This window comes from Capnocytophaga sp. oral taxon 335 str. F0486, from assembly GCF_000277665.1.
Lineage (GTDB): Bacteria > Bacteroidota > Bacteroidia > Flavobacteriales > Flavobacteriaceae > Capnocytophaga > Capnocytophaga ochracea.
Genome location: NZ_AKFR01000038.1, coordinates 1 through 21972, shown reverse-complemented (window position 1 = coordinate 21972; position 21972 = coordinate 1). Strand labels below are relative to the sequence as shown.

At 41.3% G+C, this 21972-nt stretch carries 13 protein-coding genes; 7 read left to right on the top strand and 6 right to left on the bottom strand.

All coding sequences use genetic code 11. The features are described 5' to 3' along the window. Positions 1-49: 49 nt before the first annotated feature. A complete protein-coding gene (locus tag HMPREF1320_RS10365; protein WP_009751654.1) occupies positions 50-4390 on the bottom strand; it encodes a translocation/assembly module TamB domain-containing protein in 4341 nt (1446 codons plus the stop codon). Between the two features lie 903 nt (positions 4391-5293). On the opposite strand from HMPREF1320_RS10365, the gene HMPREF1320_RS10360 reads away from it, so the two are divergent. Beyond that, positions 5294-6040 (top strand): murein L,D-transpeptidase catalytic domain family protein, encoded by a 747-nt coding sequence (locus HMPREF1320_RS10360; RefSeq protein ID WP_009418636.1) that lies wholly within the window; start codon positions 5294-5296, stop codon positions 6038-6040. 87 nt (positions 6041-6127) lie between these two features. Here the strand turns inward: HMPREF1320_RS10360 and hemA are convergent, their stop codons facing one another. Next, the gene (hemA, locus tag HMPREF1320_RS10355; protein WP_009418649.1) at positions 6128-7372 is read right to left on the bottom strand and encodes a glutamyl-tRNA reductase; all 1245 of its coding nucleotides are present in this window, start codon (positions 7370-7372) and stop codon (positions 6128-6130) included. A gap of 158 nt (positions 7373-7530) precedes the next feature. Continuing rightward, a complete protein-coding gene (locus HMPREF1320_RS10350; protein WP_034554574.1) occupies positions 7531-8451 on the bottom strand; it encodes a dimethylarginine dimethylaminohydrolase family protein in 921 nt (306 codons plus the stop codon). A 117-nt stretch (positions 8452-8568) separates the two neighbouring features. On the opposite strand from HMPREF1320_RS10350, the gene hemC reads away from it, so the two are divergent. After that, complete coding sequence (hemC, locus tag HMPREF1320_RS10345; protein ID WP_009418653.1) at positions 8569-9435, top strand: hydroxymethylbilane synthase; 867 nt, start codon at positions 8569-8571, stop codon at positions 9433-9435. Between the two features lie 72 nt (positions 9436-9507). Here the strand turns inward: hemC and gyrB are convergent, their stop codons facing one another. After that, the gene (gene gyrB, locus HMPREF1320_RS10340) at positions 9508-11484 is read right to left on the bottom strand and encodes a DNA topoisomerase (ATP-hydrolyzing) subunit B (protein ID WP_009751652.1); all 1977 of its coding nucleotides are present in this window, start codon (positions 11482-11484) and stop codon (positions 9508-9510) included. Positions 11485-12380: 896 nt separating this feature from the next. Here gyrB and deoC point away from each other — a divergent pair. Then, the gene (deoC, locus tag HMPREF1320_RS10330; RefSeq protein WP_009411866.1) at positions 12381-13043 is read left to right on the top strand and encodes a deoxyribose-phosphate aldolase; all 663 of its coding nucleotides are present in this window, start codon (positions 12381-12383) and stop codon (positions 13041-13043) included. After that, complete coding sequence (locus tag HMPREF1320_RS10325; RefSeq protein ID WP_009751618.1) at positions 13043-13807, top strand: exodeoxyribonuclease III; 765 nt, start codon at positions 13043-13045, stop codon at positions 13805-13807. The genes deoC and HMPREF1320_RS10325 overlap by 1 nt, the downstream gene beginning before the upstream one ends. Before the next feature lie 66 nt (positions 13808-13873). Here HMPREF1320_RS10325 and HMPREF1320_RS10320 read toward each other — a convergent pair whose 3' ends face one another. Further along, entirely contained in the window at positions 13874-15148 is a 1275-nt protein-coding gene (locus HMPREF1320_RS10320) for a sensor histidine kinase (RefSeq protein ID WP_009751658.1), read from the bottom strand. Positions 15149-15150: 2 nt separating this feature from the next. Beyond that, positions 15151-15822, bottom strand: coding sequence for a response regulator transcription factor (locus tag HMPREF1320_RS10315; protein WP_009418635.1), 672 nt, complete (start codon positions 15820-15822; stop codon positions 15151-15153). 830 nt (positions 15823-16652) lie between these two features. Between HMPREF1320_RS10315 and HMPREF1320_RS10310 the strand changes: the two genes are divergently transcribed. The 3 genes from HMPREF1320_RS10310 to HMPREF1320_RS10300 all read left to right on the top strand — a co-directional run bounded on the left by HMPREF1320_RS10310 (position 16653) and on the right by HMPREF1320_RS10300 (position 21887). Next, positions 16653-19955, top strand: a complete 3303-nt coding sequence (locus HMPREF1320_RS10310; protein ID WP_034554563.1) for a gliding motility-associated C-terminal domain-containing protein — start codon at positions 16653-16655, stop codon at positions 19953-19955. A gap of 9 nt (positions 19956-19964) precedes the next feature. Further along, positions 19965-21368 carry a PorP/SprF family type IX secretion system membrane protein gene (locus tag HMPREF1320_RS10305; RefSeq protein ID WP_034554561.1) on the top strand — a complete coding sequence of 468 codons (1404 nt, stop codon included), beginning with the start codon at positions 19965-19967 and terminating at the stop codon, positions 21366-21368. An 84-nt stretch (positions 21369-21452) separates the two neighbouring features. Further along, entirely contained in the window at positions 21453-21887 is a 435-nt protein-coding gene (locus tag HMPREF1320_RS10300) for a septal ring lytic transglycosylase RlpA family protein (protein ID WP_009751638.1), read from the top strand. The last annotated feature ends 85 nt before the right edge of the window (positions 21888-21972 follow it).

Below are 21972 nucleotides of genomic sequence, written 5' to 3'. Positions count from 1 at the left end.
CTGTCTAATAGCAATTATTGTTCCAAAGTTTTATTGCGATATATATTTTTTACTTCTCTGTCTTGGGTTCTATCACTTTGCCTCCCTTTTTAAATATCTTTTGCATCAACCCTTTAAAGGTATTGAAATCTACCGAATAGGTCAGTCCTACCCCTTGGGCATACCCTATACGGTCGAGCATATACTGTTGCCATTCGTTTTCTCGGTTGAATATTTTAGCTGTCAGGCTACCGTCGGTGTTTAAGCGGAATTGTACCTCTACGTTACCCGCCACTGCCGTACGGCTCACTCCTCCCACAGGGATACCCACTTTGGCATTCACACTCGCCCAATCGGTGATTTGGGTAGAGACAGTAAAGCCCAAACGGTCGCTGTTGATGTCGGACGAACCGTCGTTAATCCCCGCCTCGTACGATACTCCCAAGTTCAGCTTGTTGTCTTCGTCCGAGAGCAATTGGTTAAACAAGCCTGCTGCCGTTTCAAAGAGGTTGTAAGCTACCAAACGGTTGTCGGTATTCTTTTCGCTCATAAACGAACCCTGTGCCAAGAGCGAAAAGGCTTGCAACTGCTTGCGGTCTTGGTCTTCAAGCTTGTAGTTGAGCTCCGATACCAAACTCGGACTACTATCAGGGAAGGTAATGTCAAACAAGGTTTCGGGGCGCATCAATTCTCCTTCTAATTTAATGATTACCTGAGTGTTGATTTTCCGGTTGTACTGGGTGCTTTCCAATAGCGTACTTGGGTTCGCACTCAGGTTATACGCCGCTTTCAAGTCGCGCAAAGTGGCTCTTAGCGGGTCGCCACTCCAAGAAATAGACCCCCCTGGGAGCACCGTAAAACGCTTGTCGATGATGTTTTCGTACTTGAAATTATAAAAGCCCGAATAGGTGATAAAGTCCCCCCACATATTGAACTTGCCGTTGGTATTAATTTCAATAAGGAGCGTACCTGCTCCACGCCCCACAAGGTTACTACCCGTTTTTCTATCCATCACAATTTCCACTTCGGCAGTAGGAAGGATATCAAGCTCAAAGTTCAGTTCTAACCCCTTGATAGACTCCAATTCTCGGTTAATTTTTACTTTTTTATCGCCCTTCTCTACAAAAGTGATAAACGAGTCATCGCCCACACTCTCACTATCGCTGAGCGGTATTTTGAAGGACGTACCCTCTTCGGTCTTCGCATTTACCTTAATCGCAATTTCGTCCAATGCTCCTTTAATGCTCGCATTCCCTTTGATAAAGGCAGTCCCATAGAACAGCGCATCATCAGTATAAGGGGTGTTGAGCACCATAAAGCGCTTGCCAAGGGTTTGCAATCTCAGGTCTAAAAACCAATCTAATAGTTTGTTATGTCTAATCGAACCATTCAGTTTGGCTTGTGTTTTATAAGCGGTATCGGTCAGTAGCCAGTTGTCTATATCAAACGTTTTGTTATTTATCTTTATCCGTGCACCTTCCTGAATATCGGTATTGAGTTTCAGGTACGTAATCCCCACACCTGCTTTGTGCAAGGTGAGTTCGCCGTCCATCAGTGGGTCGGTTACACTACCGTCTATCTTCACTTGCCCCGACATCGTGCCTCTAAGGTTGTAAAAGACTCCCTCCAAGAACGGATTAAAAGGCGAGAGCTCAAAGTCTCTAAAATAAGCCGTAAGGTCGAGCAAAGTACCCCGCTTCTTGTCTAAGTTAATTTTTCCTCTCGTAGCAAAGCCAAGAGCCCGCCCGTTAGAGAAAAACGCCCCTACATCAAACGACGACAAATCACTGTTACCAAAGATACTCACTTCCAAATCGCCATAGTCATAGCCATTCAGTTTAAAATAGCGTATAAAAAGGTCTGCCGAAGGGTAATATAAGTTCCCGCGTTGAGTGAGCGACACATTACCATTGAGCGTTCCCGTGAGGTTAAGCCCTTTGATTTCGGGTACTATCTTATCCATCGCTACGTTATGGGCAACTAAGTGCAGGTTCTTATAATCTTTGGTAGTGATGAGCCCACTGAGGTTCATATATTGGTTTTGGTGCGCCATCTTGAAGTTGCTCACCTTAATCGTATCGGCAGTGCGGTTGAGCACAATCTTGTTGTACTCATTCATCGCATTCTCGCGGTTGATATACCACGCATTGCCTTTGAAGTTTATCAGTGATTTCTTAATCCCTATAATCGACTGTTGTTTCTTGTTCAAAGTATGGTAGAAATTCAGCTCATAAGTATCTCTGCCGGTATCGCCCCCTTTGAACTCAGTACGGAAGAAAAGCGTATCTTTGATAGTGGTATTAATTAGGTTAAAATCTTGAATGGCATACACCCCAAAATCGGCTTTCTTCACTTCAAAATAAGTATTGTACAGCGGGTTTTTATTGTCAATTTCAAGACTGATACTGTCTATCTGAGTGCCGTATGCATTCACGCTGGGCGACTTCATTTGGAACTTAAAACTCCCTTTATCGGCATCTATATTCCCGTTGATGAAAGTGTTTCTGCCTATCTTCACTTTGGGCACAAACACTTCTACTATCTTGTTGTAAATATCAAAATGGAAGTCTACGTACTGGTTTTTCTCTATCTTATACGGGTTGTATTGGGCATAGATACTTCCCACCGCATTTTGCATTACCTTTTTTAGCTCAGCTAACTTGAACTTTCCTCTTACATTCCCACTCACAATATCAGGCGAATTAATCGTGATTTCTTTCACTCCGTTGTTCAAGGTTGAAACAACCTCGAAGTCTTTAAAGGTAAAACTTCCTGCTGAATTGATGTAATTGGTGTGTTTAAATGATATTTTACCCACAATATCGTCCAACTGATTGCCCGAAATATCTATCACTACCTTACCACAGAACTGCGATACGCTGTCCATTTCCATAAAGCGTAAAGCGTGCAAATCGGCAATAGCAATATCCGCTTGAAAGTCAAATTTGTTGTTTCTGCCCGATAGGTCAGCAAGCCCGTTGAAGTTCATCGTAAGGTTCGGGTCTTTTGCGTCTATTTTGCCGTTAAACACCTGATTCCTAAACTCCCCATTAATACCTATGCGCTGGTAGTTATAACCGTTGTAACCCACCGAATGAACCGTGCCATTGGCGTAGAGTTGCATAGTTTTAAAGTTCAATCCTTGTCCGCGCACTGTCATATCGGCAGTGAGTGCGCCCATAGTCGGGTCGTCTAAAATCTTGCCCAAATGAAACTGATTCGTAGTGAGCGTACCTCTAAAAGCCGTTTTATCGGTATGGGTAAGGTCTTCCAGAGAGCCATCGATATGTGCTTCGCCGTCATTGGTTTTCAGCAGTACATTGGCTTGTAGCGAAGTAGTTCTGTAAGCAAAATCACCTTCTACTGAAAACATTCCTAACCTTTGTAGTTCCCCTGGAATATTTTCACCCAAATCCTTGGGCATTAAGTAAGCCAAATCGTTATAAATGCTCTCGGCATATACACCTTTGCCTATCACGGCTATATTAGCGTGTTCTGCTAGTAGGTTTTGGAAAGTTAAATCTCCCTCTATAAGCGTGTTCTGATAAGATATTTTTCCCTGCGGAATAGTGAAGTTGTTCAGCGTTCCTTTCATCGTTACGCCCTCTAACACAATGTTTCTACCTCCGTTAAAACCATTGTAAAAAGCGTTCAAATCGGTAGTGCTTACCGTAGCTTTGGGCAGATTAACGTCAAAGACTACCTTGTTCACAAAATCGCCAAAACTACCGTTGTGAGAGAACATCGTTATAGTACCCTGAATGTCCGTCAATGCCGTTTGCAGTCGCAAATCCTTGGCTTGCATCAAGCTATCGGTATAGCTGAACTGTGTATTTAGGTGGGTAATATTCAGTTTGTCATCAAAGCGGAAGCTCCCTTCTTGCATCTCAAAAAACACTTTGCTACCCAAGATTTTAAAGTCGTTTAACTTAGTGTTCAGATGGTCTACTTTCAAGATAGAAGGGTTGGCGTTATTCTCGTCCGAAATACGGCAATAGCTGTCTTTTAGCTTGATACTTTTTGCCTTCATCACAAACTTGCCCGTGCTGGGTTCCCCCGAATCAAATTTGTTTACAAACACGTCTAAGTTAGACAAAGTATCACCCTTATGGGTTTTCATATTGAAAATGAGACTATCACCCTTTATGTGTCCAAAGTACAAATTACCGTCAAACAGCTGTTTAAAGTCTAAAATAGAAGTCGTGAGTTTCTTTGCCGAAATAAGCGTATCTTGCTTGTGGTCGCGAATAAGCACTCGCTTGATATCCACATCCCCGTTGATTTTCAGATGTATGCGCTCTATATTCAGGTCGATATCAAAATCTTCATTTAGGTAGTTCACCACCTTTTTAGCAATGAAGGTTTGGGTGGAGGGTAAGGTCAAAAGCAGAGCCGTAACCCCAAGTAACACAAGGGTTATAAGGAAGAAACGGACAAGTATTTTTCGTAATCTTTTGATAGAATGAGTTCTTTACTGCTGACTTAGCGTGCAAAGATACAAATAAAATTGAAAAGCAAAAAAAGATATACTGAAAAAATACCCAAACACACTAAAATAGCTTCTTTTCTCCTTCATCTTACCCCCGCTTTATCTTCATCGTGCCTTCGTCATTCGTCACTCGTCATTCGTCATTTCTCTCCTTTTCCCTCACTACACACCCCCCTCTCCTTGGGAGAGGGACGGGGTGAGGATTCCCTTTCTTTCGCCTCGAAACCCCTTTTTTAACATTTTTAGCGTTGTTGTATGATATTATGAATCAACTTTTTACATACCCTTTCTATACCAATCGTCCAAGATTCGTATAAGCTTCCTATAAGCTCTCTATAAGCTACCCCCACCCTCCTTACACCCTTTTTTCACCAAAATTCTTCTCAGCTCTCTTCCGTTCCCCTCCGATATCTTTCGTCTCCTCCTAACCACCCCAATACATCGCTTTTTTATCTCAAACTTTTGCAAAGTTTAAAACTTTGCCAAAGTTGAATAAACTAACAATCCCTATTTTCTCATTTCCAAATTTTCTTATTTCCAAATTTTCTTATTTCCAAATTTTCTTATTTCCTCATTTTCTAATTTTTGGCATTATCAACATCAAATTGGTACAATTATTGCGTTATGGTGTGGCTGAAAAATACTGCTATCAACCGTCACAAAGGCTATTACGCTACTTCTTATGGGCATTGTGGGAATTATTTAAAAGTGTTAAATAAATGTTAAAGTGTCACCTTTCTGATACAACGTAAAAAAAATATACTACCTTTGCACCCGCAATGAATTCTTATTTAACAATTAAAAAATGTTTCGAACAACAACACTATGAACAAAAAGTATTTTTTCTTATTCCTTATTTTTGTATTAAGCAGTTTTTTGTATTTCGTACACGCCCAAAACTCCCATCTTAGCAAAGAAAAACTATTAGCCTTAAAAAAAGTCGAACTTAACATTAAAGATTTGTATAACGAGCTAAACGCCGCCCAATACGACCTTAGCTTCGAAGCTTTTCGCTACGCTTATATAGGCTATCAATCTCTCAGAAAGCAACACCGCTTAAACGAAAAAGACCTCTTTTCTATTATTGATTTTACAAAAGATAGTAGCTCTAAGCGCTTTTATACCATCGACTTAGAGAAGATGAAAATAGTGTATTACACCTATGTAGCACACGGTAGAAATAGTGGAGAAATAAAGTCCTCCTCTTTTTCAGATGCGATGGAATCTAACAAAAGCAGTATAGGCTTTTACATTACAGGTACCACTTACATCGGTAGTAAAGGATTTAGCCTAATGTTGTACGGCGATGAAAAAGGCTATAATAGTAACTTAGCCAAACGTGCAGTAGTTATCCACACTGCCAATTACGCCAATGAAAATTACATAGCTCGTACGGGGCGTATGGGCAGAAGTTTAGGTTGCCCTGTATTGCCCGAAAATATATATAAACAAGTCATTGAAACTATCAAAGAAAAAACAATGATTTTTGCTTATTACGACGATGCAAAATACCTCAGATCCTCTAAATACTTAAATGTTTTAAAACTTATTGACGACGAATCCGTCTTCTAAATAAATTTTGATTATCCTTATCTGAATACTTAAAAAATAAAAAAGACTGCTGTTTAGCAGTCTTTTTTATTTTTCTTATTAGATGTCTTATACTTCTAACTGAAACACCTCTTGTACCCAACTGATACTTTCATCTATTGACGAGGTATCTTTCAAGTGGTTTACAAATTGTGTGGTTATCTTCTGAATGATTCGGTTACTTATCATTTCAGCTTGTTGCTCGTTAAAGTTTTCAATTTTCTTTCGCTGGAAGTCCATTTCAGCTTCTTTAAGGCTTTCAAGCTTCGCTTTTAACGCTTTGATAGTAGGCGCAAACTTGCGGTTGTCTAACCATTGGAAAAACTCTTCTTTTACCTCTTCTACAATCTCCAAAGCCTGTGGAATCGCTTCTTTTCTACGCTCTAAGGCTTCGTCTTTGCGCTTAGAAAGCTCGTCCATATGCAAAAGGGTTACATTGGGGAGTGTTGCCACTTGTTCCTCCACGTTCTTAGGAATAGAAAGGTCTAAAATGAGTATCGGTTGAGCCGGATTGATAAAATCTTTATACACCGTAGGAGTAGCAGCCCCTGTGGCGACTATGAGTACATCAGCTTTGCTAATTTCATTTCGTAACTCGTTAAAATCTTTAACTATTACATTAAACTTACCCGCTATTTGTTCTGCTTTCTCGCGCGTGCGATTGATAAGAGTAATATGTTCGTTCTGAGTGTGCTTGATGAGGTTCTCGCACGTATTGCGACCTATCTTGCCTACACCAAATAGAAGAATATTCTTTTGCGACACCTCAGGTATATTCTGCATAATATACTGCACCGCCGTAAACGATACTGAGGCTGCCCCTGAAGAAAGCGCCGTCTCGTTCTTGATACGCTTGCTGGCGTTAATAACAGAATTCATCAATCGCTCCAAAAAGGCTTTGGCAAGACCTTTGTCGCGTGAGAGATTAAAGGCTTGTTTTATCTGCCCTATAATCTCAAAGTCCCCAAGAATCTGGCTATCTAAACCTGTCCCTACTTCAAAAAGATGATGCGCAGCCTCTTTGTTCTTTGTTACGTAACCCACTTTCTGAAAATCATCTACCGACCCATTAGAATTTTCACAGAGCAGTTGTATCAGCTGAAAAGGGTGTTCGGCATAACCATAGAGCTCCGTACGATTACAAGTAGAAATCACCAACAGCTCCTCAAAGCCTTCACTTTTAGCTTGGGAGAGCAATTGGTTTTTGTTTTCAGGGGTAAGACTAAACATTCCACGCATCGTTGCATCAGCTTTCTGGTAGCTGAGCCCAATGCAGTAAAAGGTTTTGTTCTTAGATATAGTAGGTTGTGACATAGTTTTTTAGTAATTAATACTATCAGTAGTTGTGTTTCGCAAGCGCAAAAATAATAAGTTCGCCGTAAATCACATAAGATACGACGAACTTTTATTCTAAAAAAATAAAATATGTAAACAATCTAAATAATTAGCCTTTTTATCATTTTGTCTATTTGTTAATTGCCACAGCGACTGAGAGGCAAAGTAGAGCACCTTAGCAATCCCTCTTGTTTGGCAATCTCGGCATACGGAATTTCCTCTACGGTAAAACCTTGTGAGCGCAACCAGTTATTCAAGCGTGTAAAATTCTTTTCAGAAACCACCACCTCTGGGCTGATAGAAAAGATGTTGCTAAACATATGGTACATTTCCTCTCGCTCTATATGAAAGAGATTGTCTTTGCCAAAGAGGTCTACCAAATACTGATAATCAGCTTCAAAGCGGAAACCGCCTTTGTAGATAATTCCTTTGTCTTTACCAATCGGTTGGAAGCAACAGTCGAGGTGGAGGGCATTATCGCGCGCCTCAGTTTGTGATTTCACCAAATCAAACTCCTTTACCTTTTTCTGAGGAAAGAGCTTTTGGATAAAAGCCACCCCTGCTACATTAGTACGAGCTGTGATTTGCTGTTTATAATCTTCCCCTTTATAAGTCCCGATGAAAATATGATCGTTCCAGGGCATTACATCGCCCCCTTCAATATGAACATCAGCAGGAGGGGTTATCACTTTTTTAGGGTCTATTTGGTTTACGATGTACTCAATAGCCTGAAATTCTTCTTGTCTATCGGGTAGTATATTAGCTTTGATAAAAGTATCTTCAATCACAAAACCGATATCGCGAGTGAATATCTGGTTGCAGTCAGTAATGATTTCAGGGCGATAAACGGTTACACCGTATTTTTGGAGCACTGCACAAAAAGCGTCCATTTCGGCAACCATATCCTTTTCTATGGGGTAAGTACCCGCTTTGATATGCTCCGCCGATTTAGGGTCGTAGGCTTCTTCGAGCTTTGGCGTAGGACCATTGCTAGTAGCTGTGCCTAAAATCACAGTTTCTAATTGATCAGTTTCGTTTGTAATATGTAATTTTAGCATATTAATATTGTCTTGTTTTGGGCAAAGATACAAATAATTTGGTAATTAGCAAATTTATCAATTCTCAATTGCTAATTGATAATTATTTTGTACTTTTGTCGCTCTAAATTCAATACAATGAATACCATACGCATAGGTACACGCGATAGTGAGTTGGCTCTCTGGCAAGCTAAAACGGTACAAAACCAATTAAAAACCTTAGGCTATCCCACTGAGATAGTAAGCACTAAATCTCACGGAGATATAGAGCTAAGCAAACCACTCTACGAAATGGGGGTTACCGGTATCTTTACCAAAGCGCTGGATATTGCCTTGCTCAATAGCGAAATAGATATTGCCGTACATAGTATGAAGGACGTACCCACGGCTTTACCTGAAGGAATCGTCGTAGGGGCAGTGCTCAAGCGCGGGAATCCTCACGATGTATTAGTGTACAAGGGTGACCTTTCGTTTTTGGAGGCTGAAATAGCAACTATAGCCACCAGCAGTTTGCGACGCAAGGCGCAATGGTTACACCGCTACCCGCATCATAATATAGAGAATTTGAGAGGAAATGTAAATACCCGCTTGCAAAAGCTCACCGATAACCCTTGGAATGGGGCTATCTTTGCTGCTGCGGGCTTGGAACGCATTAATAAATTACCTGAAAAACACTTGGTGCTGGATTGGATGCTACCTGCACCTGCGCAAGGAGCTATCGTAGTGGTGGTGCGTGAGGATAACGTAGCCTTGCAGAAAAAACTACTCTCTCTCCACGACGATTATACTTATATAGCTACTCAATTAGAACGCGATTTTCTTCGCGCTTTAGAAGGTGGCTGTACCGCGCCTATTGGAGCTTTTGCTGAGTTTAAAGATGAAAAACTCTACTTCAAAGGAGGCTTGTGGAGCGAAGATGGCAAAGAGTCTTCGGTAATAGACGAAGTACTCACTCAAATAGATGAATATACGGGAGAAAAACTTGCTACAATGGTAAGAAGTTAACGATTAATGGTTAAAAAAAGCGCAACACTTGTAACCAAGTGTTGCGCTTTTTTATTGCTTGTTATACTATAACTACGCATCAATTTTAGCGTACTTAGCGTTTTTCTCGATGAACTCACGACGTGGTGGTACTTCATCACCCATCAGCATAGAGAATACGCGGTCGGCTTCAGTAGCGTTGTCGATGGTTACTTGGCGAAGGGTGCGGTGTTCGGGATTCATAGTGGTATCCCACAACTGGTGATCGTTCATTTCACCCAAACCTTTATAACGCTGGATATTCACATTGCCCATTTCAGCTGAAAGCGCATCGCGTTGTTTGTCGTTCCAAGCGTACTCTTCGCGTTTGCTGTTTTTGCTTTTTACTAAATAGAGCGGTGGTGTGGCAATATACACGTGTCCGTTCTCTATAAGTTCTCGCATATAGCGGAAGAAGAACGTAAGGATAAGAGTAGTGATGTGCGAACCATCGACATCGGCATCACACATAATAATTACTTTGTGGTAACGGAGCTTGCTCAAATTAAGTGCTTTGGCATCTTCCTCAGTACCCACAGTTACACCCAAAGCGGTATAGATATTCTTAATTTCATCGCTATCGAAAACCTTGTGTTGCATTGCTTTTTCGACGTTGAGGATTTTACCTCTGAGGGGTAGTATCGCTTGGACATCTTTGTTACGTCCTTGTTTAGCCGTACCGCCCGCTGAATCCCCCTCAACAAGGAAAAGTTCGCATTTTGCTGGATCTTCTTCAGAACAGTCGGCGAGTTTACCAGGAAGACCGCCACCACTCATCACGCTCTTACGTTGTACCATCTCACGAGCTTTGCGTGCTGCTTGACGTGCTTGAGCAGCCAAAATCACTTTCTCGACAATGGTTTTGGCGTCGTTAGGGTTTTCTTCGAGATAATCTTCGAGCATTTGTCCTACGGCTTGAGATACGGCTGAGGTTACTTCGCGGTTACCGAGTTTGGTTTTTGTCTGTCCTTCGAATTGAGGTTCGGCTACTTTTACCGAAATGACAGCGGTAAGCCCTTCACGGAAGTCATCACCTTCAATCTCCACAGGGTTCTTTTTATCTTTGCTCATCTTCTCGAGCAAGCCTGATTTATCGGCATAAGCTTTGAGGGTACGAGTGAGCCCCATACGGAAACCTTGCAAGTGAGTACCTCCTTCGGAAGTGTTGATATTATTGACGTAAGAGTGTAGGTTCTCGTTATATGAATCGTTGTAAATCATAGCGACCTCCACAGGGATACCGTTCTTTTCTCCGTCCATAGCTATCACGTTTCCGATGATAGGCATACGGTTGCCATCGAGGAATTTAACAAACTCTTTTAGTCCGTTTTGTGAATAGAATTTTTCGGTGATAAAGTTACCTTTTTCGTCTTTGTTGCGAAGGTCGGTAAGGGTGATAGTAATTCCTTTATTTAAATAAGCGAGCTCGCGAATACGGGCTGCGAGAGTATCGTATTTGTATTCAATAGTTTGTTCAAAAATTACTTCATCGGGGTGGAAAGTAACCTTAGTACCGCGTTTATCGGTGTCGCCCACTTGTTTTACAGGGTACATCGCTACCCCGCGTTGGTACTCTTGTTGCCATATTTTGCCGTCGCGGTATACGGTAGCAGTAAGATGGTCGGAAAGGGCATTTACGCAGGAAACTCCTACCCCGTGCAAACCACCCGATACTTTATAAGAACCCTTGTCGAACTTACCTCCGGCACCGATTTTAGTCATTACCACTTGAAGGGCAGAAACGCCTTCTTTCTTGTGGACATCTACTGGGATACCGCGACCGTTGTCTTCCACGGTGATAGAATTATCCTCATTAATGGTTACCGAAATAGTATCGCAATAGCCTGCGAGCGCTTCGTCGATAGAGTTATCGAGCACCTCGTATACAAGGTGGTGTAACCCGCGCGTACCCACATCGCCGATGTACATTGAGGGGCGCATACGCACGTGTTCCATTCCTTCAAGGGATTGGATATTGTCTGCTGAATATTCAGCTGAATTTTGTTGTTCGTTATATAATTCTTCTGCCATAATTTTAATATCGAATCAAGGGTGCAAAGGTATGAATTAATTTATTAATGAGCAAATTTTATAATAGATAAATAAGAATGAGAAAATTAGAGAATGAGAAAATTAGAGAATGAGGAATTTTGGAGATTAGCAAATGGGTAATGATAAAAAAGGTTTTTTGACGGGTCTGACTTGTCGGACAAATTGGACTGGTCTGGGTTATCGGAGGAAAACGAAAAATATAAAAAGTGAGTTAGGAGGATTTTTGGTGAAAAAAGGCTATTAGGAGGGTGGGGGTAGCTTATAGAGAGCTTATAGGAAGCTTATACGAATCTTGGACGATTGGTATAGAAAGGGTGTGTAAAAAGTTGATTCATAATATAATACAACAAGGCTAAAAATGTTAAAAACAGGGTTTCGAGGCGAAAGAAAGAGGAATAGGTGATAGGCCTTAGGCCATAGGCACTAGGGGGGAGTGTGACGGAAAAGGAGAAAGAATAATTAGAGAATTAGCAAATTTGGAAATGAGAAAATGGGGTGGTGTGGGGTCTTAGGAAATAGGCACTAGGGGGGAGTGTGACGGAAAAGGGAAGAAATGACGAATGATGAATGACGAGTGATGTGACGCAAAAGCGACTACGATATTGTAAATGAGAGATAATCACTCTTTTTAACCCTTAGATTCGCTTTACTATCTTTGCTGTTAGAAAAAAAATATCTACCTTTGCCAAAAATATTTAGAGCTACGCAGGCAGAAATTGTAAGATTTCAAACAGAAGTAAGAGCGTTAGACTTCCCTTTACTTACAACTATTAAGAAGAAAGTTGTAATAACACGAGTGTAAGAACAAATAAGAATTGACAAATAGAAAAGAATCGGTTGGATTCTTTTCAGTTTTAACTTTTAACTAAAACAATATGGAATTAAACAAACTAATTGACCACACGCTTCTAAAAGCAACGGCTACCATTGCGGATATTGAGACCCTTTGCAAAGAAGCAGTGGAGTACGATTTTTATTCGGTATGTGTGAATAGCTGTTATGTAACAACAGCTAAGAAATTTTTAGCAGGCACTGATATCAAGGTGTGTAGCGTGGTAGGCTTTCCCTTAGGAGCAATGTCGGCTAAAGCAAAATACTTTGAGACGGGTGAAGCTCTCTCCGATGGTGCCGACGAGATTGATATGGTGCTAAACGTAGGCTTGTTAAAATCTGGTGAAGTGAACAAAGTGTTAGACGAAATTATATCACTGAAACGCTGTGTAGGTGAGAATAGAGTGCTAAAAGTAATCCTCGAAACTTGCTACCTCACTGACGAAGAAAAACGCTTGGCTTGCCGTATGGCTCTTGATGCTAAAGCGGACTTTGTAAAGACCTCTACAGGATTTGGCTCAGGAGGGGCTACCCTTGCTGATGTGAAACTAATGAAAGAATGTGTGCAAGACAAGGCAAAAATAAAAGCCTCAGGAGGTATACGTGACTACGAAACAGCTATGCAGTACGTGAACTTAGGGGTACAACGCATTGGCACATCGAACGGTATTGCTATCTTAAAAGGAGAAAAAGGAACGGGCTACTAATGAAAATTATCAGTTATAACGTAAATGGCATTAGGGCAGCGATTACGAAAGGCTTTGCCGACTGGCTGAAAAGTGCTAACCCCGATGTGTTGTGCTTACAAGAGATTAAAGCTACAGAAGACCAAATCCCCACGGAAGTTTTTTCGGAATTGGGCTATAAATATCAGTATTACCACAGTGCAGAGAAGAAAGGTTATAGTGGCGTAGCGATACTCTCTAAAATAGAACCTAAGCACGTGGAAGTAGGTACGGGTATCGACTATATGGACAAGGAAGGACGGGTGCTTCGCGCCGATTTTGAGACGCTTTCAGTAATGAGTCTGTACTTACCCTCAGGTACAAACCCTGAGCGCCTTGACTTCAAACTGACTTTTATGGCTGACTTTAAAAAGTACATAGACAAACTGAAAGAGAAGATACCCAACCTCGTTATTTGTGGTGACTATAACATCTGTCACGAGGCGATAGACATTCACGACCCCATACGAAATGCCAATGTATCGGGCTTTCTTCCGATAGAGCGCGAATGGTTGGATAAGTTTATGAAGAGTGGTTTTATTGATAGTTTTCGCTATTTCCACAAAGAAGCACATCAGTACTCGTGGTGGAGCTATCGCGCAAATGCTCGCAACAACAACAAGGGCTGGCGCATCGATTATCACTTGGTATCTACACCCTTAGAAAAGCGTATGGAGCGTGCACTTATTCTCCCCGAGGCTAAACACAGCGACCACTGTCCTATCTTATTAATGATTAATGATTAGTGGTTAATGATTAAAGGCTGTCCGAAAAGTTTATGCTGTTATAGTTTTTCGGACAGCCTTTGTTTCCTATTTCTTCTTTAAAGTAAAACAGTGCATTTCCTCTTCAAAACTATACTTCACCTGCAATTGATAACTATCGGCGATAGACTTTACAATAGCTAAGCCTAAGCCAGTGGAAGTAGCGTCCTGTTGCCCTTTGTGGAAGCGCTGGAAAATCTTGTTGGGGTGTAAGCGTATTCCGTCTTTGGCAGTATTTTTCACTTGAAAACAGTTTTCTTCTAAACGGACTTGTATCTCCCTTCCTTTTTCGGTGTATTTAATGGCATTGCGCAATAAGTTCGACACGAGTACCGTTGCTAAATCCTTATTCATTTCCACTTGAAAATCACTATCTTCTTTCACCGTAATTTTCAATTCTTTAAAAGCTATTAAATCACTGAGATCTTCTATAATAGTTGCTGTGAGCGCTTGAAACGATATGCTCTCGGCTTGCTTGTATTGGTGATTTTCTATGCGGGTGAGCATCAGTAGCGACTTGTTTAAGTGAGTCATTCGCATTAGCGACTGCTTGACTTCGCTGAGCTGAACTAATTGCTTTTCGGTCAGTGAAGGGTCATCGGTTAATAGTTCTAATTTGTTGAGGGTAATAGCTAAGGGTGTTTGCAATTCGTGTGAAGCGTTCTCAATAAACACTTTCTGTTCTTCAAATACCACTTCGTTGCGTTGCCACATTTGCTGGATATTGTCGTGCAACACGTTGAACTCAATTACATCGGTAACGATGGGCTGTAGTTTGGTTTTATTCCCTACTTCATATTGGCGAATAGCTGTGAGTATCCCCTTAAAAGGCTTCCATATTTTGTTGATAACTAACAGATTGACAAGATACATTGAGAGTACCAATACCACATACAATACCCCCAACGCAATGGCTAAATTGAACAGCAAATCGTCTTTTTCTACCGTAGAGGTGCGTATTTCAAGCGTATAAGGGTTCATATCACGGTCGTAGAAGCTGGTTTTGAGTACCCTGTATGGCTCATCTTCATCATCAAAAGGCATATAGAAAAAGGCATTACTAAGGATATTGTGGTCGGAGAAATCTTCTTGCGAAGGGTACACTCTAAAGTCCTCGATACCAAATTCATTTATCTTTAACAGTTCGGGGTGGCGAAGGATATTTTGGATAATGAGCGTCTTCTTGTCTTTCAGTCCGTCATCGATATTGTCGTACACCTCGTCTAAAATATAAGCGTAGAACACCGCCGCCCACACCGCCAAGATGAGCAAAAAGGTGAGCGTGAGGTAGCGCAAGGTGTAGTTTTTCAGTGATATTTTCATAGTTATACCAATTTATAACCAATGCCATAAACGGCTTGGAGGTCTATTTCGGCTTCGGCAGTTTTGAGTTTTTTGCGGAGATTCTTTATTTGCGAATAGATAAAATCGAGGCTATCGACTTGGTCGATATAATCTCCCCAGACAGCTTCGGCAAGGGTGGTTTTCTCTACCAATCGTTCAGGACGAATGATAAAGTAATACAAGAGGTCGTATTCCTTTCGGTTGAGAGTAAGGGTTGTATCGCCTACCTTCACGGTACGGGTTTCGGGGAAGAGCTGTACGTTTTTGAGGGTAATCACTTCCTCACCTTGCTGGTTTTTGCGCCGTATAATTGATTTGACGCGAGCCAAGAGTTCGGCGAGGTGAAAAGGTTTTGCAAGATAATCGTCAGCGCCCTTTTCGAGTCCGAGCACCTTGTCCTCTACCGAGTCTTTCGCTGAGATGATAAGCACCGAATGGTTCTTTTTCATCGCCCTAAGCTCGTCGAGCAATTGCATACCGCTACCGTTGGGCAACATAATGTCCAAAAGAATGCAATCGTAGTCGTAGTCGGCAAGTTTAGATAGCCCCGAAGGGTAGTCTTTCGCTGTTTCCACCAAAAAGTGTTCTTGTTCGAGGAACTGTCGCAGGGTGAGGCGGAGTTCTTTTTCGTCTTCTATAATCAGGATTTTCATACGGGGGCAAAGATAATAAATAATTGCGAATGAAGAATGATTAGTAAATGAGGAAATGAGGAAATGAGGAAATTAGCAAATTAGAGAATGGGGTAAATACCAAAAATGCCAAAAATACTGATAATACCACCAAGGGGAATGGACGGGTCGGACAGGTTAGAGGAGGGATTGGAGAATTCGGAAGGAAACGGAGATTTTCAGAAGAAGGTTAAGGGCGTTTTTGGTGAAAAAAGGGTGTAAGAAGAGTAGGGTTAGCTTATAGAGAGCTTATAGGAAGCTTATACGAATCTTGGACGATTGGTATAGAAAGGGTATATAAATAATTGATTCATACTGTAATACAACAATGCAAAAAACGGTAAAAACGGAGTTTCGAGGCGAAAGAAAAGGAATCCTCACCCCAATCACATACTCTCCTATTCGGAGACTTCTCCCAAGGAGAGGGGGAATGTAGTGACGGAAATAGTGACGGAAAGGGGGAAGGTAGTGACGGGGATTATATCGGTTGTGGCTTTACCTTTTAGGTTTTAGCTGCGTAAGCTTTGCGTTAAACATTCTTAAAAGATTCTTAATTGATGCTTAAAGTTTTACAGGAGTAGCGCAATAGCATAAGGAATGTGAAGTAGGATTATATAGTAGAAAGTGTATAATTTTCAGCGAGTTATAACAGAAAGCAGGTAAGGACATTGAGTAAAGGTAACAGGAGAGTGTAAAAAAAATGGACAATTAATTTTGTGTAGACATTTCTTTTTCGTATCTTTGCACCGTGTATAGTACCCAGTGGGTATGATTTATAGTATTTTTAGCAATGTTTTAATTCGTATTTTAAAATGAAAGTAAGCAATTTTTTTAAATACATAAGTGTTTTTCTGCTCTTATACTTGCTTGGTATAGAAGGAGTGCAAGGACAAGATAATAAACTAGTTTCTGCAAAAACAAATTTTTCTTTTGTTTGTGCAAGTGCCACTAACAATGGGAAACTTCAGCCAAACAATCCAAAAGATGATTCAGGATTTAGAATTAGTGTACGTTGGTCACCCCCTCTTCCAAATGCTGATAATAAATATATATTTGAACTTTCCGATGCTAATGGAAGTTTCAATAACCCAACTGTACTACAAACTCAGAATGAAAAATTTTGGCCTGGAAAGACATTAAATACAGCCCAGACCTTTGAAGCCTATGTAACTTTCCCTAAGACTTTAAAGGGTAAAAAATACCGGATTCGCGTACGTTCAACCAACCCTGCGAGCGAAATAATAGCTACTATTGGTAGTAGTCCTAATCAGGAATTTGAAGGTTCTTATATGAATGTAGCACAAGCTTTAAAAACTACTCCTTCAGGTAATATAAATCTTTGTCCTGGACAGTCATTAGAAATATCAGTAGCACAAATTTTTACTAGTGTTGGAAGTACCAATATTTCTGACTACAAGTATGTTTGGTATAGAAAACCTTTTGACCCTTCTTACCACGGTAGTTCTTGGGGAATTAAAATACCTAATCAAACAGGTCCTAAACTTACTGTAACTGAAGAAGGAACATATATAGTAGCTATCGATTACGGCGATAACTGCTTTGACCGAAATTATTCAAAGTCCAACAACATCACTGTAAAAGTTGCAGGCGGTGGACAGTCGTTAGTATTGAGTAGTTCGGCTACTGAGATATGTAGTTCAGAGAGCTTTACCCTTACTGCTACCCCTGCGGGCAATGAGACCTATACGTGGTATCGCGACAATACTAAGTTGGGCGAAACTAACGGGGTGGCTACCTATGTGGTGTCGCCCCCCAATAATCTTCCGGGTAAATACCGCGTGCAGATAGGCAACGGTAGTGCCTGCGATGTGCGCTCCAATGAAATAGAAATAAAACATAAAGATGCTATTAAAGCTAATATTACTACCACGGGAGGTAATGTATTGTTGCCCAACAAACAGCGTACCCTCAGCGTAAACACCACTGCCCAAAATCCTTCGTACAAATGGTTTAAGGACGGGGTGGAAGTACCGGGGCAAACTGCTAATACTTATGTAGCCACCAGCGCAGGCAAATACAAAGCCCAAGTAATCCAAACGGGCAGTTGTGCCTCGACGGTAGAAACTGAGGAGTACGAACTTAAAGCCCCTGATAGCTTCAAGGTGAGCATCAAGCCTAAAACTTCTTATCAGCCCTGCGAGACGAACAGCATAGACCTCACGGTAGACAAAATCACAGCCTTATCGGGTGCTACTGAGCTTGCGATAGACCCGAGCGACTATTCGTTTTTCACTTTCCAATGGCAAAGAGAAACGGGTGGTGCCTTTACGGATATCAACACCACGCAAGAAATCACTCTTAACAGCGCTACCCAAAACGGCAAATACCGCTTGAAAATAACGGCTTCGGGGTTTCCTGCCATTCCTGAATCGAATGTATTAGATATCCAGTTGCAGGACAGCAATGCGTTGCGCATTAACAACAGTGTAGACAATGTGGATTTTTGTGGAGAGGTGTATACACTCACGGTTACCACTGGTGCCGACCCTACGGCTACTTACACTTGGTTTAAAGACCGCGTGCAAATAGCACAAGGGGTAGGAATGACCGAATATGGGGTAACTACCACAGGAGTGTATTACGCTACCATAGGCGGTACGGGCGGAGGTTGCCCTGCTACATCTAACTCGGTAGTGGCAAAGCGTACCGTTATCACAGCACGTTGGGCGGAAGATATGAACACTCGGGAGATTTACTACCCTGCAAAAACTACGGTATTGAAAATATCGCACAATATGACCAACCCTACTGTGGAATGGAAGAAAAACGGCACTGTAATAGCAGGCGCTACGGGTGTGGAATACACGGTTACTGATACGCCTGTATCGGCTGACGTATACGAAGCAAAAATCACCGATGGCGGTAGTTGTGGTACAAGTATCAGGCTTACCCCTATTTACTTTGAAACCATTGCTGATATTAAAGGCGTGAGAGTAGGAACGGTAGCATCTACCAACTGTGAAACCCGTACGCAAACCACTCTTGAAGTACAAAAGATAACTGTACAGCTGAGCAGTAGTGGAGAACAGGTGGAAGTAAAGAAAATAGATTACCAATTTTTTAACTTCCAATGGCAAAAAGACAGCAACGATGTGCCAGGTGAAACCCGACAGCAGTTTGTCGTGTCGCGCGCAGGCAACTCAGAATCGGCTAAATATTCAGTGCGGGTTAGTTATGGCACGATTATCAAGACTTCGGACGAAAAACCGGTAGCGTTTACTCCTATCCCCGATTTTGAAATATCGTCGGCTGACGGTGCGAAAGGAACAGTATACCTTTGTCAAGGAGGTACTATTAGTCTTACCGTAGCTGCTGATAGCTTCGACCCTAACTCATCAGTAGCCGATAGTTTTTCATACGTATGGAAGAAAGTAACGAGTGCCAATTACACTAACGACACTCCCATAGGCAGTGAAAACCCTACGGCAAGCGTGAACGAAATAGGCGATTACTATTTAGAAATCAACAACGGCGGTTGCCCTAAACGCGCTCATATACAAGTGAAGAACTACCAAGTAGGCGGTTTGAAATTGAGTTTAATGCGCGACAGTCAAGGCACCGCTCCTGTGAAACAAGTATACCAAACCAGTACAGCACGAGAGCGCAAGTTCGACGTGCGTATAGGAGATAGATTAGTTGCCGAAGGAGGTAATAAATTCAGCTGGACAAAAGACGACGGCACGGTGAAATACGGCACAACTTTGGAGGTAACCTCTGAGGATATGTCGGGTTCTTATACACTGAAAGAGGAGTCGTGCGTGGCAGCAGGCGAGAACATATTGCCATTTGAACTGAATATCTACCAAGTGGTGGAAGTACCTAATGTGGTAACTCCTAACGGCGATGGCATTAACGATAAGTGGGAAATACCGTCGGTATACCTCACTCCGAAAGTGAAGGTAACGATATACTCACAAGAAGGTAAAGAAGTACTCTCGACAAACAACTACCAAAATAATTGGCCTGATGAGCGTACTTTCAATGACCTTGGCAAGCGTGCACTTATCTATATCTATACGCTCAAAGGTGAGATTACCGAAAACGGCGAAACGAGAAGCGTGGATAAGAAAGGAACCATTACAATACTTAAATAAGAATTGACGATGAAGATAGTACATAACATAACGATAACAGTGTTGGCGCTTAGTGTTCAGTTTTTATTTGCACAAAGTGATGGTAATTACCTACCCTACGAAATGCCTGGACATACGGCTGTAAAATACAACACCTACCTAATGAACCCTGCGTTTCCAATATTTAGCAAGAATGAGTCGCAAATTACCTTCTTTCATCGCAACCAGTGGATGGGCTTTAAGGAAGATAAGTTCAATACCTTTGGGCTCTCTTATGGCAAGAAGTGGGGTGGCGATGCAGGTAGAAAGAATGATTACTACGATGGCAACAATATGGCACACGGGTTGGTTTTCCAACGTACAGCAGGTATATTTGCTAATATAGGTATACTAGGGAACTACGTACACCAAGTAGAGATATCAGATGATAACTTTTTGCGCTTAGGGTTAAACGTAGTGTTTGCCCGCAGTAGTATCGACAGAAATAAAGTGCGCGTAAACGTGCAAGACCCCTTGATAGAGAATGCAAAACCTACAAGTATCATCAACTTACAACCAGGGGTAGACGTAAACTTTAACTTCTGGCATTTTGGTATTACCGCGGAGAACCTCTTAGACTATTCGTTTTCGGCAGGAGAAATGGCAGTGCCTTTTAATGAAAAGTCGCTCACCGCTCACGTGATGTATCGCAAAGAGTTAGATTCTCGCAGTGATTTCTTAGAAGATGGTTTTTTCAGTGTATATGCTAAAGCTAAGAGAACCAAAGATAATTTTCAAATGGGCGGACACGTGATGTTGGACGTTCCTCTAGGTTGGGCTTACGCCGGTTATGACCAAAAATATGGAGCTTTCGGTGGCTTAGGCTTCAACGTGACTAACCACTTGAGCGTAGGATTTGGCTACGAACAAACCATTGCTAATTATGTAGCTGAATTGGGTGGTAGTTATGATGTGGTAGTTTCTTATCAGTTTGGTGGCAAACATCACATTAAGAAACCAATTAAGACCACTCCTCCTGAACCTACTGTGGTAACACCTCCAACGCCTAAGGTAGTAACTCCTACGGTAACAGAAACGAAAACACCTACGGTAGAAACTCCTAAAACAACAACTAAAACACCTACTGTTCAAGAAGAATTAGACAAGCGCATAAGAGTGGTAGAAGACCCAAAAATAGAGGGTATATCACAAGGCTATTATGTGATTGCAGGGGTATTCCAAAATCCTAAAGGAGCTTACCAAATGAGACGGGATATAGAGAATTTAGGTATCAAAGTATTCACATTTAAGAATAAAGAAAATGGTATGCACTATATCTATATTGATAGAGCTTATGAATCGCGCGGAGAAGCAGGTGAAACATTGCTCAACTTGTTGAAACGTCCTGAATTTAAAAACTCTAACATTTGGGTACTAAAAGTAGGTAACTTATAAAGCATTTAAGTAATATAAAAACGATGCTTTGCAATAGTAAAGCATCGTTTACTTTTAGAAAAGAAACATAAACTAAAAAAATATATGAAGAGTAACTTTTTGAAAATAGCAATATGCCTTATAGGACTATTAGCTTTACAGGCTTGTAGCACTGTAGATAGCCATAGATATCCTCACGGGGAAAAAGCAGTTGCAAAAAAGACTGCGAATATAAAAACAGGCGTATATAAGACCAATGTAACAGCTACCTATTATCACGATAAGTTCAACGGAAGAAAAACTGCTAGTGGGGCTGTATTTAGCAATAGTAAGCTCACCACGGCACACCCCTCGTTGCCTTTTGGTACTCAACTAAAGGTTACTAATCGCATAAATGGCAAATCAGTAGTTGTTACTGTTACTGATAGAGGTCCCTTTACCAAAGGGAGAGAGCTCGACCTCTCTAAACGCGCCTTTATGGAAATCACTGACAATAAAAACAAAGGATTGATACAAGTAGATATAGAAATTGTAGAATAAGGAGTAAAACTCCTTATTTTTTTTTGCATTATTGAAATAAGCAAATAAAAAAGAGCAATTCTTTATCAGAATTGCTCTTTATAAG

Excerpts from the sequence above, each read along its gene's own strand:
- HMPREF1320_RS10360 (WP_009418636.1), top strand. The coding sequence starts at position 5,294 with ATGAACAAAAAGTATTTTTTCTTATTCCTTATTTTTGTATTAAGCAGT.
- hemA (WP_009418649.1), bottom strand. The coding sequence starts at position 7,372 with ATGTCACAACCTACTATATCTAAGAACAAAACCTTTTACTGCATTGGG.
- HMPREF1320_RS10350 (WP_034554574.1), bottom strand. The coding sequence starts at position 8,451 with ATGCTAAAATTACATATTACAAACGAAACTGATCAATTAGAAACTGTG.
- hemC (WP_009418653.1), top strand. The coding sequence starts at position 8,569 with ATGAATACCATACGCATAGGTACACGCGATAGTGAGTTGGCTCTCTGG.
- gyrB (WP_009751652.1), bottom strand. The coding sequence starts at position 11,484 with ATGGCAGAAGAATTATATAACGAACAACAAAATTCAGCTGAATATTCA.
- deoC (WP_009411866.1), top strand. The coding sequence starts at position 12,381 with ATGGAATTAAACAAACTAATTGACCACACGCTTCTAAAAGCAACGGCT.
- HMPREF1320_RS10325 (WP_009751618.1), top strand. The coding sequence starts at position 13,043 with ATGAAAATTATCAGTTATAACGTAAATGGCATTAGGGCAGCGATTACG.
- HMPREF1320_RS10320 (WP_009751658.1), bottom strand. The coding sequence starts at position 15,148 with ATGAAAATATCACTGAAAAACTACACCTTGCGCTACCTCACGCTCACC.
- HMPREF1320_RS10315 (WP_009418635.1), bottom strand. The coding sequence starts at position 15,822 with ATGAAAATCCTGATTATAGAAGACGAAAAAGAACTCCGCCTCACCCTG.
- HMPREF1320_RS10310 (WP_034554563.1), top strand. The coding sequence starts at position 16,653 with ATGAAAGTAAGCAATTTTTTTAAATACATAAGTGTTTTTCTGCTCTTA.
- HMPREF1320_RS10305 (WP_034554561.1), top strand. The coding sequence starts at position 19,965 with ATGAAGATAGTACATAACATAACGATAACAGTGTTGGCGCTTAGTGTT.
- HMPREF1320_RS10300 (WP_009751638.1), top strand. The coding sequence starts at position 21,453 with ATGAAGAGTAACTTTTTGAAAATAGCAATATGCCTTATAGGACTATTA.